Source organism: Acinetobacter sp. UBA991 (genome assembly GCF_002292065.1).
Lineage (GTDB): Bacteria > Pseudomonadota > Gammaproteobacteria > Pseudomonadales > Moraxellaceae > Acinetobacter > Acinetobacter higginsii.
The window spans coordinates 176,367-190,186 of the sequence record NZ_DBBF01000008.1; the positions used below are offsets into that span (position 1 = coordinate 176,367).

Annotated in this window: 12 protein-coding genes; 4 read left to right on the forward strand and 8 right to left on the reverse strand. The window is 44.5% G+C overall.

From position 1 onward, the window contains the following. Window positions 1–24: 24 nt before the first annotated feature. A complete protein-coding gene (ahr, locus tag B2727_RS02480; RefSeq protein WP_033134209.1) occupies window positions 25–1,050 on the forward strand; it encodes an NADPH-dependent aldehyde reductase Ahr in 1,026 nt (341 codons plus the stop codon). On the opposite strand, the gene B2727_RS02485 is transcribed toward ahr, so the two are convergent. After that, a complete protein-coding gene (locus tag B2727_RS02485; RefSeq protein ID WP_033134208.1) occupies window positions 1,047–2,462 on the reverse strand; it encodes a PLP-dependent aminotransferase family protein in 1,416 nt (471 codons plus the stop codon). The two genes, ahr and B2727_RS02485, sit on opposite strands and share 4 nt — an antisense overlap. A gap of 90 nt (window positions 2,463–2,552) precedes the next feature. Between B2727_RS02485 and B2727_RS02490 the strand changes: the two genes are divergently transcribed. After that, window positions 2,553–2,963, forward strand: coding sequence for a hypothetical protein (locus B2727_RS02490; protein ID WP_033134207.1), 411 nt, complete (start codon window positions 2,553–2,555; stop codon window positions 2,961–2,963). Here the strand turns inward: B2727_RS02490 and B2727_RS02495 are convergent. Continuing rightward, window positions 2,911–3,813, reverse strand: a complete 903-nt coding sequence (locus tag B2727_RS02495; RefSeq protein ID WP_033134206.1) for a LysR family transcriptional regulator — start codon at window positions 3,811–3,813, stop codon at window positions 2,911–2,913. The genes B2727_RS02490 and B2727_RS02495 overlap by 53 nt on opposite strands. 138 nt (window positions 3,814–3,951) lie before the next feature. On the opposite strand from B2727_RS02495, the gene dkgB reads away from it, so the two are divergent. Both dkgB and B2727_RS02505 read left to right on the forward strand, forming a co-directional pair. Then, entirely contained in the window at window positions 3,952–4,758 is an 807-nt protein-coding gene (gene dkgB, locus B2727_RS02500) for a 2,5-didehydrogluconate reductase DkgB (protein ID WP_033134205.1), read from the forward strand. A 1-nt stretch (window position 4,759) separates the two neighbouring features. Further along, window positions 4,760–5,947 carry an MFS transporter gene (locus B2727_RS02505; RefSeq protein ID WP_005201707.1) on the forward strand — a complete coding sequence of 396 codons (1,188 nt, stop codon included), beginning with the start codon at window positions 4,760–4,762 and terminating at the stop codon, window positions 5,945–5,947. 39 nt (window positions 5,948–5,986) lie between these two features. On the opposite strand, the gene B2727_RS02510 is transcribed toward B2727_RS02505, so the two are convergent. From B2727_RS02510 to B2727_RS02535, 6 genes are all read right to left on the reverse strand, one after another. After that, the gene (locus tag B2727_RS02510; protein ID WP_004803420.1) at window positions 5,987–6,637 is read right to left on the reverse strand and encodes an START domain-containing protein; all 651 of its coding nucleotides are present in this window, start codon (window positions 6,635–6,637) and stop codon (window positions 5,987–5,989) included. A 96-nt stretch (window positions 6,638–6,733) separates the two neighbouring features. Next, window positions 6,734–7,555, reverse strand: a complete 822-nt coding sequence (gene dapB, locus B2727_RS02515; protein WP_005201708.1) for a 4-hydroxy-tetrahydrodipicolinate reductase — start codon at window positions 7,553–7,555, stop codon at window positions 6,734–6,736. A 115-nt stretch (window positions 7,556–7,670) separates the two neighbouring features. Beyond that, window positions 7,671–8,783 (reverse strand): molecular chaperone DnaJ, encoded by a 1,113-nt coding sequence (gene dnaJ / locus B2727_RS02520; RefSeq protein WP_004803417.1) that lies wholly within the window; start codon window positions 8,781–8,783, stop codon window positions 7,671–7,673. Between the two features lie 144 nt (window positions 8,784–8,927). Next, window positions 8,928–9,305 (reverse strand): hypothetical protein, encoded by a 378-nt coding sequence (locus tag B2727_RS02525; RefSeq protein ID WP_004803416.1) that lies wholly within the window; start codon window positions 9,303–9,305, stop codon window positions 8,928–8,930. 132 nt (window positions 9,306–9,437) lie between these two features. Beyond that, window positions 9,438–12,566 (reverse strand): efflux RND transporter permease subunit, encoded by a 3,129-nt coding sequence (locus B2727_RS02530; RefSeq protein WP_033134204.1) that lies wholly within the window; start codon window positions 12,564–12,566, stop codon window positions 9,438–9,440. Between the two features lie 2 nt (window positions 12,567–12,568). Further along, window positions 12,569–13,669, reverse strand: coding sequence for an efflux RND transporter periplasmic adaptor subunit (locus B2727_RS02535; RefSeq protein ID WP_033134203.1), 1,101 nt, complete (start codon window positions 13,667–13,669; stop codon window positions 12,569–12,571). Window positions 13,670–13,820 lie beyond the last annotated feature (151 nt).

Here is a 13,820-nt window from a genome sequence, read left to right on the forward strand (position 1 = left end):
GATTTTCCTTGAATGGGAGTTCCAATGAGCAATAATCAAATTCGCGCTTATGCTGCAATGCAAGCAGGCGAGCAAGTGGTCCCGTACCAATTTGATGCGGGAGAATTACAAGCCCATCAAGTTGAAGTCAAAGTTGAATATTGTGGTCTGTGCCACTCCGATCTATCCGTGATTAATAATGAGTGGCAATCATCGGTTTACCCTGCGGTGGCTGGACATGAAATCATTGGGACTATCATTGCATTGGGATCAGAAGCCAAAGGGTTGAAGCTCGGTCAACGGGTAGGTATTGGTTGGACAGCTGAAACCTGCCAAGCCTGTGATCCATGTATTGGGGGTAATCAGGTCCTATGTACTGGTGAAAAAAAAGCAACCATCATTGGCCATGCAGGCGGTTTTGCAGATAAAGTCCGTGCAGGTTGGCAATGGGTCATTCCCCTTCCAGACGATTTAGATCCTGAAAGTGCTGGCCCGCTACTTTGTGGTGGTATCACGGTATTTGATCCTTTACTCAAGCACAAAATCCAAGCGACCCATCATGTGGGTGTGATTGGTATTGGCGGTTTAGGTCATATCGCGATTAAATTACTCAAAGCATGGGGTTGTGAAATTACGGCTTTCAGTTCTAATCCAGATAAAACTGAAGAACTCAAAGCCATGGGAGCCGATCACGTGGTCAATAGCCGTGATGCCCAGGCCATCAAAGCACAACGTGGCAAGTTTGATTTATTACTCAGTACGGTGAATGTGACCCTAAACTGGCAAGCCTATCTCAATACTTTGGCGCCCAAAGGTAGTCTACATTTCCTAGGCGTGACTTTGGAACCGATCCCTGTTTCTGTCGGTGCCATCATGGGTGGTGCCAAATCTGTCACCTCATCACCAACGGGCTCACCGTTAGCCCTGCGCCAACTTTTACAATTTGCTGCACGCAAAAATATCGCACCACAGGTTGAGTTATTTCCAATGTCGCAACTAAATGAGGCGATTGAACGACTGCATTCAGGTCAAGCGCGTTATCGCATCGTACTCAAAGCAGACTTCGACTAATTCATACTCTGCCGTACCCAATCCGCCAACTGTTGAATCGCTTGGCGGATTTCTGCTGTTAAAGCATGACCTGCATTTAAACGCAAAAAGTGTTGATAACGGCGGTCTTCACCGAAGACTTCACCAGGTACGATATTGATCCCTTTACCTTGTGCCAAATAATACAATTCCAAACCAGTAATACTATTGGGCAGTTGCATCCATAAAGCATAGCCACCTTGTGACTGGCTTAATCCAATTGGAATCCCCTGAAACACGTCGAGAATATAAGCCCGATACTGTTCAACTTGCTGCATCAGTTTAGGTCTTAATTGATCCAAATGTTCTCGATAACCACGACTGTAAATAAAATCGGCTAAACCGAGTTGCAACGGCGTATTCACCCCCACATTATTGGCCAATAATTGGGGTCTTAAATATTGCAGCTGTTGACCTAAGCAAAACCAACCGACCCGATAGGCGGTTGATAATGACTTGGAGACCGAGCCACACCAGATCACATAGCCTTCCTGATCCCAATAGCGAATGGGTAAAGGTCGTTCCTTTTGAAAGCTACATTCGCCATAGATATCATCTTCCAAAATAAAACATTGATATTTTTGTGCCAGTTGAGCAATGTGCTGTTTCTGTTCATTGCTGAGACAATAGCCCAAAGGATTCTGAAAATTGGCAGTCAGCAAACACAGTTTGGCATCACCCTGTTTCATAAAAAATTCTAAGCGCTCTAGATCAATGCCACGGTGATCCGCTGGAATCTCAATAATCTTGCGTTTCAGGCTAGCCAGCATTTGCAGCTGACCATTAAAAGTGGGCGTCGGTACTAGAATACTATCCCCCTCTTTGCTGATCTGTTGAATCAGTAGCGATAAGGCAGGCATACAGCCGTTGGTAATAAAAATATCATCGGTCGCAACATAGATACCATCCTCACGCCAATGATCAGATAAAGCTTTACGAAGTTGCTGATGTCCCTGCTTATTACAATATAAAAAATCTTCAGGCTGACAATGCTTGAGCGCACGTTGTAAAGAGCGACGCAATCCATCGACAGGAATCAAATGCGGAGACAGTTGGATCGCACCCAACGGGGTTAGATGATGCTGGATCGAGGCAGTTTGAATTTGGTTTTGCAGATCTAAATTTGAAACCTGGCGGGCTTTGGACTCAAAGTTCGGACTGTCTGGTACGGCACTTTGATATTGTCTTGAATTGACAAAATAGCCCGATTTGGCTTTTACATAGATCAACCCTTTTGCTTCCAGCAATTCGTAACATTGCTGTGCCGTACTTAAACTAATACTTTGCTGACGTGCAAATTCCCTTAAAGAACTCAACTTTTGTTGGGGCTGTAACTCATGCTGATAAATCTTGTGAGCCAATTGTTCTGCCAAGCGCTGATAGTGAAAAGTCATATCTGTACTGCTTTTTTATAAATTTCTGTATCTGTATTGGTTTATACAACACCTTTAAGCTATAAAAATCAACAGCCAAAGGATAAGACCATGAAAAATAATATCTTATTTATATTAAGCGCCGTTTTATTTACAGGCTGCAATCTGACTGATCAAGCCACCTACCAGCAACAGCAAGTGTGTAAATCGCTTTCTCAGGGCTATCTGCAAATTCAGAACCAACCGACCTATGAGCTATGGAAAATGGAGAAAAGTCAGGCGCCAGAGCAGACTCGTATCATCAAAATGACCTATAAGAAACCCAATGAAAATGGTTTGATACTCTCAAGCAACTTTCTGCCAACGGTCGAACTTGAATGCAAGTTACAACAGCAACATATTGTTGTTTCAGTGATACAAAAAACTGGACCATCAATTCCAGTGCTGAATGTACAACTGCAAAATGATGCTATTGGCAAACCGAGAAGCCCTGACTTAGTTGCTCAGTCAAAAACTCAATAAATAAACGGACACGTTTCGGCAAGTGCTCTTGTTGATAATAAACAGCATGGATGCTTTGATAAGAGTGCTCTATCTGATCTTCAAATAGAGCCTCAAGACGCCCTTCTCGAATGTCCTGCCAGATTTCAAATTCAGAGAGCCGAGCAATACCCTGCCCACGTAAACACAGTTGTCGGACGGTTTCTCCACTGGATGCTCTCACTTTAGGTTGCGCTTGAAAATACTCACCCTCAATTTTAATCGGCCAAGTGTTGATATAGGTTGGACGGGTAAAACCAATCACATCATGTTCAGGCAATGCTTGAGGCTGTAAAGGCGTGCCCTTGCGTTGTAAATATTCGGGACTGGCAACAATATAGATACGACTTTTACACACCAATTTAGCGTGTAAGCTGGAATCATGTAATTCACCAAAACGAAACGCCACATCGGTTTTATGTTCGAGTAGATCAATCACGAAATCATTACTATTCAACTCGACCTCAATATTGGGATAACACTGCCGAAACTGATGTACCAATGGCGTAATCACATGCAGAATAAAAGGTGTGGCTGAGTCAATCCGAATCACCCCCGAAGTATCTTGATCTGATTTTTGTAATGCTTCTTCGGCGGCATTCAAATCACTCAGGATTTTACGGGCCTGTTGTAAAAACTGCTGGCCTTCTTGGGTGAGCTTTAATTTTCGCGTGGTTCGTTCTAGTAAAGTTACTTCGAGCTTGGACTCTAAACGGCTGAGCGAGCGACTCAACCCAGATGCCGTTTGTCCCAGTCGTTCAGCAGCGGCAATAAATGAACCTGTATCGACGATGGTCATAAAAGCAAGCAGTTCTTCTACCGTAGATTTCATTACCACCCTCTCAATTATTGATATTTAGTCAACTGTATTTTGCAAATTCATCTATGTTTTAGCAACAATAATCATCGCAAAATAACAGCCATCCACAAAACAGCTCTTTTGAGCATGAAAAAAGATTAGGTGAAAAATATGCGTATCCCTCAATTCGGTTTAGGTACTTTCCGTCTTAAAGAACAAGCCGTCATTGACTCAGTTAAAACCGCCCTGGAAGTGGGTTATCGTGCCATTGATACCGCACAGGTTTATGAAAATGAAGCAGCAGTGGGTCAAGCCATTGCTGAAAGTGGTGTAGCTCGTCAAGACCTGTTCCTCACTACAAAAATCTGGGTCGACAATTTTGCTGAAGATAAATTCATTCCCAGCTTAAAAGACAGTCTGCAAAAACTACGTACCGATGCAGTTGATCTCACTTTAATCCACTGGCCAGCTCCAGCACTGGGTGTCTCCATCCCAAGCGTGATGCAATTGTTATTAGAGGCCAAACAACAGGGTTTGACTAAACAAATTGGGATTTCAAACTTTAATATCGCCTTGACCCAACAAGCGATTGACAGCATTGGTGTAGAACATATTGCCACTAACCAGATTGAACTCAGTCCTTATTTGCAGAACCGCACCTTGGTCAATTTTTTACGTCAACAAAATATTGATGTGACTTCATACATGACTCTGGCTTATGGCAAAGTACTGCAGGACCCAACCTTAATTGAGATTGCCGCACAGCATCAAGCAACCACCGCACAAGTCGCTTTGGCTTGGGCCTTACAAAATGGTTTTGCGGTGATTCCATCATCAACTAAACGAGAAAATCTGATCAGCAACTTAAAAGCACAAGACTTAACTTTAAGTGCAGAAGAAATGCAGCTGATCGCTCAACTTGAACGTAATGGTCGAGAAGTCAGTCCTGAACCATTTGCGCCTGAATGGGACAAATAACATGAGCAGCCGCATCAACCTTCCTTTGCTGGCACTGGCGATTGGTGCATTTGCAATTGGAACAACAGAGTTCTCTCCAATGGGGCTGTTGCCCAATATTGCCAATGATCTCGGGGTATCGATTCCAAGTGCGGGCATGTTGATTACAGGTTATGCACTTGGCGTGATGCTCGGTGCACCGATCATGACCTTATGGTTTGGTGGCTTTGCCCGTCGTAATGCCCTGATTCTACTCATGGCAATCTTCACCATCGGGAATCTGATCGCAGCCTTTGCACCCAATTACATGAGCTTAATGGGTGCCCGATTAATTACCAGCTTAAACCACGGTGCCTTCTTCGGGATTGGTTCTGTGGTGGCGGCCAGTGTTGTTCCAGCAAATAAACAGGCCAGTGCGGTGGCAACCATGTTTATGGGCTTAACCATCGCCAATATTGGCGGTGTCCCACTCGCAACATGGGTGGGACAAAACATTGGTTGGAGAATGTCTTTCCTCGCAATTTCAGCCCTCGGTGTCATCACCATGCTGTCACTTTGGAAGGCCCTTCCTGTCGGATCGGTTGGACAAAAGCCCAATGTAAAAATGGAGTTAAGCGTTCTTACTCGTCTACCCGTGGTATTGGCATTGCTCACAACCGTGTTTGGTGCCTCAGCGATGTTTACCTTGTATACCTATATCGCACCAAGTCTGGTTGAGTTCACCCATGCCTCTCCGACCTTTATCACCATGATGCTGGTCTTGATCGGAATTGGTTTTTCAATCGGGAATCATTTCGGTGGGAAGTTTGCAGACTTATCGATTGATAAAACATTGATTGGTTTCTTGGTCTTGTTGATCGCATTGATGGTCATCTTCCCAATCCTTGCTCAAAGCCAATTGGGTGCAGCAATCGGTTTAGTGATCTGGGGTGCAGCAGCCTTTGCGATCGTTCCGCCATTACAAATGCGCGTGATGTCGGTGGCACATGAAGCCTCGGGTCTTGCTTCTTCCGTGAATATTGGCGCATTTAACTTAGGCAATGCCATTGGTGCCGCAGCAGGCGGTGCCGTCTTAAGCTTCGGTTTAAACTATGCGGCAGTCTCCATGATTGGTGCCGTACTGGCAGCTATTGGTTTAATCTTGGTTTTCATTCAAATGAAATTAGCAAGCAAACCAGAGACGCCATTACAACAATGTCCTCAAGCTTAAGCTCAAATAAAAAAGCCTGATTTAAATCAGGCTTTTTTATTATTTCAATAAATCTGGTAACTTCGGTTGCGCATATAAAGGATTATTCACCTCTTTTTTCATTTTCATCAGCATTTGATAAGGTTGTTGCTGCACAAACATATTCACAAAGCTCAATGGAATTGCCCCTGCTGGATCGGCATAGCCACTGGTCGTCACTTTAACTTTGTTATTTGCCAACCGCTGGAACGTCCAGTCACCTGCGTATTTGCTTAACCGCACCACATCAGGCTGCTCAGGGTAATTATTCTGAATAGCATTGTTTTTAATACTAATGCTGCCATCCGCATTCTTAGTCATTTTGCCTTTAATCACCACATCACGGTCTTTTAAAGGAAATGGGAAGTCCAGAACCATATACAAGGTGAATTCACCTTTCTTATCATCACGTGACAGCATTTGTGCCTTGCCCACATACGGCACCCATTGCGGTGTACGTTCTACATCCAGTACTACTGCTACAGCACGTTCTAAAGGCACATCAAATGTGGTTTCAGCTTTATATTGGATAATCGGATTGTTTTCTGTTTGGTACGTCCAAACCTTAATATTGTTCCGATGCAAACTGAGTTTGGCTGTATCTGTTGCTGCAGTCACTGCAAAGCTGCTGAGACTGAGCAATGTGGCAAGAACGATATGTTTTTTATTCATGTCATGCTCAATTGTTGTAATAAGGGCGAGAGCTTGTTTCACTCCTCTCGGAAAGAAAGCTCAACAAGCTCTTTTATAGTACAAAAAAGGAACGTTTTAAACGTCAATCTCGTTAAAGCCTAAAACATCTTTCATATCATATTTACGCGCTTCACGGCCAACCACCCACGCCGCTGCACGGACTGCACCTGAAGCAAAGTTCATCCGGTTGGTGGCTTTGTGTGTCACTTCCACACGCTCACCTTCACCAATAAACATCACTGTATGTTCACCGACAATATCGCCACCACGAATGGTTTCAAAACCAATGGTCTGGCGATCACGAGGACCGGTATAACCTTCACGTCCATAAACCGCCACTTCTTTCAAGTTACGACCTAAGGTATCGGCAATCGCCTCACCCATCATAAAGGCAGTACCTGATGGTGCATCCACTTTATGGCGGTGATGTGCTTCAATGATTTCGATATCCACCGTATCGCCAAATACTTTCGCTGCGAGTTCCAGTAATTTAATCGAAACGTTCACCCCAACTGAATAATTGGCAGCGTACACCACAGGTGTCTGTGTTGCTGTTTCATCAAGGAATGCCTTTTGCTCATCTGACATTCCCGTGGTTCCAATCACCATGGCCACACCCGCTTCACGGCATAATTTTAAGTGCTGTTCAGTTGCAACTGGTGCAGTAAAATCAATCACCACATCACAGTCTTTCAGCACTTCACTCAAACTTCCCACGATCTTGACACCGATGTTGCCAATCCCTGCAAGTTCCCCTGCATCTGCACCCACCAAGCTGCTTTCAGGACGCTCAACAGCTGCTGCTAGTTGGTAGCCTGCTTGTTGTACCGCTTGAATCAGAATACGCCCCATGCGTCCGCCTGCACCCAAGATTCCAATGCGTGGAGAAGATGACATAATTTTTCCCAGTCTTTTATTTAAACAATTCAGCTACTATAGCAAAACTCTGTGGCTGCGCTAAAAATTTCCAATAAAAAAAACCTGCCGCAGCAGGTTTTTTATTGATGTCTAATTAATCAAATAGACGATCAAAGAACGATTTTTTCTTTGGAGAGGCAGCATGTCCATCACCATCAAAAGACGCTTGTAATTCTTTCAATAATTCACGCTGACGACTGTTTAAATTCACAGGCGTTTCAACCACAATACGGCAGAGTAAATCACCGACCATGCTGCTACGTACAGGACGAACGCCCTTAGCACGCAAGCGGAACAATTTACCTGTTTGTGTACCTTCTGGAATTTTTAAGCTGACACGACCATCAAGGGTTGGGATTTCAATTTCTTTACCTAAAGCTGCATCTGCAATGCTGACAGGTACATCCATATAAAGATCTGCGCCATCACGTTGGAAAATTTCGTGTTCACGAACCACGACTTCAACGTATAAATCGCCAGCCTGACCATCACGAATCGCTTCACCTTTACCAGTTAAGCGTACGCGATCACCATTGTCCACACCTGCTGGAATAGTAACTTCAAGGGTTTGCTGACGATCTGCAACACCTGAACCATGACAGCTATTACATGGATTCTTGATGATTTTACCTTGACCACGACAGGTGCTACAGGTTTGCTGAACGGAGAAGAAACCTTGTTGCATACGTACTTGACCTGCACCATGACAGGTACGACAAGTTTCAACATCGTTTGGATTTTTTGATCCTTTTCCATCGCAGGTTTCACATGGCGCTGGGGCAGTAAAAGTAATGGTTTTTTTCACGCCTTTTACAGCTTCTTCTAGTGTGAGTTCCATGACATAACGAAGGTCTGAACCACGGCGTTGACGTTGTTGACGGCCACCGCCACCAAACGCACCACCAAAGATATCGCCAAACTGACTAAAAATATCTTCTGCACTAAAGCCGCCGAAACCGCCACCTGCACCACCGAAGCCACCTTCAAAAGCACTATGTCCAGCACGATCATACATGCTGCGCTTTTCTTCATCAGAAAGGACTTCATAGGCTTCCGCAGCTTCTTTGAACTTTTCTTCTGCTTCAGCGTTGTCAGGGTTACGGTCTGGATGATACTTCATCGCCAACTTACGATAGGCTTTTTTGATCTCATCATCACTTGCGGTTTTCGAAACGCCTAAAACCTCATAATAATCACGTTTAGCCATGGTTGGCGATGCTCCTCACGGAATTTATTTAAATCTAAAAAAACAAATAAGCTCTGCCGACTTTCAAAATAAAAAGTCAACAGAGCCTTAATAGGGACTGTACGATAAATTTACAAGGGTTATTGCAATAAAAAAGCGATAATTTTAGAAAACGGCTTTATTCTTGAAGTACTTCGCAATACCTTTCAACCAAGCATTCAATAAAAATAACCATGCAATTGAACTAAATACCACACCTGCGACCGTCATTGCAGTCACCCAGAGTGCACTATCCCAAGCAAAAAAGAACAGTGGAATAAACCATAACGCTGCAAAGAAAGCCATCAGTACAAACAACATCACATTACGCATAATCCAGAGTGCATGCGCATGTATCCATACTTCGGCATTATCCACAATCGCAACTTTTCGTGCTAATAGGTACGCAAATACAGCAAACACTATCGTAAATAATGCAAGAAACATGAACACATAAGAAATCGCCACATAGCGGCGATGCTGCTCAATACCGTCTTGCCCCATGCTCTCTATCACCTCATTCACAGCATTATGCAAAATTTGTCATGCTATGAAATTCAATTATTTTTTGGTCTTAAAATATAGGTGCTACTATATTGAAATTTTCAATGTTTCGCACCTTTATTCACAAAATAATTACGATAGTTGTGTTGTTTTCTTCACCTTAAACCATGCCGCATACAGTGCGGGCAGGAAAAATAAGGTTAATAAGGTGGCAACAATCAAGCCACCCATGATCGCAACCGCCATCGGACCAAAGAAAATACTGCGTGATAAAGGGATCATCGCCAGCACCGCCGCTAGTGCAGTCAACACAATTGGACGGAAACGACGCATGGTTGCACCAATCACCGCATCCCAAGGTGTATGTCCCGCATCAATATCTTGCTCAATCTGATCGATCAGAATCAGCGAGTTCCGCATAATCATCCCAGACAGGGCAATGGTGCCAAGCATCGCCACAAAACCGAAGGGTTTATTGAATAACAATAGGAACGCAACGACACCAATCAAACCCAATGGTGCTGTCAGTAACACAATAGTTGCCCGTGACATGCTACGCAGTTGGATCATCAATAAGGTCATCACCACAGCCAAGAACAATGGCATACCTGCATTCACCGAATTTTGCCCCTTAGCCGATTCCTCAACGGTCCCCCCCACTTCCAGTAGATAACCACTTGGTAGATCTGCGCGTAAGCTCTGCATCTGATCAGCCAGCTGTTGCACCACAGTTGCAGGTTGTAAGTGTGTGCGGATATCGGCACGAACGGTAATAGTCGGTAAACGATTACGATGCCAAATTAAACCTTCTTCAAAGCGGGATTCAATATTGGCAATTTGCGCCAACGGAACTGTTGTGCCTTTACTGGTTGGCACCGCCAAACTTGCTAAAGATGCGACTTCAACACGTTCAGATTTATCACCACGTAACCGAATTTCAATCAATTCACGTTTTTCGCGATATTGATTCATGACCGCACCCGTTACCGAAGCATTGAGGAAATTGGCTAAATCCACACTGGAAACACCCATCTGACGTGCGCGATCTTGGTCAATTTCGATTGCAATGATTTTACTCGGTTCACCCCAGTCCAAATGCACATTGGTGGTATTTGGATCTTCGCTCAGGACTTTGGCCACTTTCTGTGCCCATTGACGTACTGTGCCGAGGTCTTCACCCGATACACGATACTGCAATGGATAACCCACAGGTGGACCATTTTCCAATAACGATACCCTTGTCCGCACTTGAGGCAATAACTGCTTAATCTGTTTGTCTAAAGAGCGACGGATTTCATCACGGTCATCAAGAGACGAGGCCAATACCACAAATTGAGCAAAACTGGCTTGTGGTAATTGCTGATCTAGCGGTAAGTAGAACCGCGGTGAACCTGTTCCCACATAGGCCACATAGTTATCAATGCCCTTTTGCTTGGACAGGAACTGCTCCACCTTGTGTACCGCCTGTTCAGTTGCGGTCAGTGATGCCCCCTCTTCAAGTTTTAAATCCACCAAAATTTCTGCACGATTCGATGGCGGGAAGAATTGTTGCGGCACTAACTTAAACATCGCCACCGACAACACAAAGATGCCTACTGTCACCGCAATCACGGTTTTACGATAGGTAATACAGATTTCAACCACACGGCCGAAGGCCTGATAAAACTTGGATTGATATGGATCGTGATGCTGACCATGTGCTTCTACCACAGGTGCAGGTTGCTTACGCAGTCGCGCCCATAAACGTAGATACCATGCCGCCTGCTGATTCTGTTTGCTAAAATCGGGTAATAGCTTTTCACCTAAATAAGGCACAAATAAAACTGCCGCAATCCATGACACAATCAGCGCAATAGTCACCACTTGGAAAATAGAACGGGTATATTCCCCTGTTCCAGATTGGGCAGTTGCAATCGGCAAAAAGCCTGCAGCGGTAATCAAAGTTCCCGTCAACATTGGAAAAGCGGTGGTTTGCCACGCAAAACCTGCCGCTTTCAAGCGGCTATAGCCCTGCTCCATTTTAATCGCCATCATTTCAACAGCGATAATGGCATCATCGACCAGCAACCCTAAGGCCAGAATCAATGCCCCCAAGGAAATCTTATGCAGCCCGACATCAAATAGATTCATGCCTGCAAAAGTCATGGCCAATACCAGTGGAATAGACAGCGCCACCACCAAACCAGTACGGAAACCCAGCGAGAAGAAGCTCACCAATAAAACGATGATCACGGCTTCAGCCAAGACTTTTAAAAACTCTTGAATACTACGTTGTACCGCCACAGGCTGATCAGAAACTTTTTGCAGTTTCATACCCAAAGGTAAGGTTTTTTGTAGACGATTGAACTCAGTTTCCAGGTTTTTACCCAGCGCAATGATGTCGCCACCTTTACGCATCGAAACCGAAATACCAATCCCATTTTCGCCCATAAAACGCATACGTGGCTGGGCAGGTTCACTAAAGCCTCGATAGACCTCAGCCACATCACCCAGTTGAATGGTTTTATCACCGACCAACAACGGCATTTTTTTCAGGTCTTCGACACTATGCAAATGTCCACTAACTCTGATTTGAATACGATCTGTACCTGTTTCAAAGAACCCCGCACCCGCCATGTCATTTTGTTTTTGAATGGCTTCTTGAATGGCTGTAACTGGTACACCCAGTTGTACCGCTTTGGTATTTGATAATTCAATCCAGATTTTTTGATCTTGCAGACCGACCAGATTGACCTTGTTCACATCCTTAACCCGCTGCAATTGTAGTTGCAAACGGTCGGCATATTCTTTCAGCACCGCATAGTCAAAGTCTTTGCCTGTCAGCACATAGATATTGCCGAAAGTGTCTCCAAACTCATCATTGAAAAAAGGTCCTTGTACACCGCTCGGCAACTGCGAACGGATGTCGTTGACCTTCTTGCGCACGTTATACCAAACATCAGGAATAGCACTGGACGGCAAACTGTCTTTCGCCACAAAGGTCACCAAAGACTCACCCGGCCGTGAATAAGCCATGATGCGGTCATACTGCCCCGTAGTCATCAACTCTTTTTCGATTCGGTCCGTCACCAGTGTTGATACTTCTTTTGCGGTGGCCCCAGGCCAATAAGTCTGTACCACCATCACCTTAAAGGTAAACGGCGGATCTTCACTTTGCGAAAGCTTTGAATAAGACATGATGCCCACGATGCCGAGCAACAGCATAAAATAAAGGATAATCCCCTTATTTTTGAGTGCCCATTCTGAAAGGTTAAATTTCATGTTTAACCTCCCGCTTTTACAGTGACTTCACGATTATCACGGTCAACTGGATGAATTTTTTGCTGGTCACGCAGTAAATGTACACCACCGACCACAACCCAATCCGTTGCTTTTAAACCTGACACAACTGGCACACTATCTCGACCATAAGTACCTAAAGTCACAGGTACTTTGCGTATGCTTTGATTGGCATTCACCACCCAAACATAGGCTTGTTGATCATTGGCGGTCACACTAGATAACGGTACGCTCAACACGTTATTTTCATTTGCGACAAAGAATACTCGTGCACTCTGCCCGAGTTGAATCGTCGACTGCCCTTCAAGTAAAGAAACTTTCACAGTAAAGGTTCGAGATTGGTCAGCCGCAGGTGAAACTTCACGGACTTTGGCTGCAAAACGCGCATCTGGTTGCGACCATAAAGTCACCCATACCGGTTGCCCGACCTTGATGGTACTGACCGCCTGTTCAGGCACACCAAACACCACTTCACGTTCACCATCAATCGCCAACTGATAAACAGCTTGTCCTGCTGCAATCACCTGTCCAATCTCAATTTGACGTTGGGTAATCACGCCATTTTTATTGGAAACTAACTGGTTATAGCCAGTTTGATTAGATGACACCTCATAATTTGAGCGTGCTTGTTGCAGGCTTGCCTGAGCAGATTCGTATTGATTTTTTACTGCATCAAATTGCGAACGGCTGACCGCATTGACTGGTAAAAGTTGCTGATAACGCTGATATTCTTCAGCCGCAATCTTTGCTGCTGCCTGTGCGCTGTCTAATTGGGCCTTGGCTGCATTCATCTGCAATTGCGCATCTTTAACATCCAATTTCGCCAGCACCTGTCCCACTTTGACCCGATCACCAACCTCTACATAACGTTCGGTGATCTGCCCCCCGACACGGAAGGCCAAAGCAGTTTGCTGTCTCGCCTGCACATCCCCTGCATAGCTTTTTTGATCGACATGATTACTGCTCGGTTGCGTCACCATGACATAGGGAATTTCCTCAGTCTTTGGCACCTCTTTTTGACATGCGCTGAGGAGTACACTACTGACAATGAGTAACCCCAATATGATACGATTGATCTGATTCATCTCTTTGCGCTCTTATTCAAATTGATTTTTAAGGCGTGATATGAGCATTATCATAGATTGTTTATTTTTTAATTAATATACCCATGAGTACACTAATTAAAAATTAAAGCTAGAATTTTGATTTTTAAATTAATTAGGGGCTTAGGAAGTT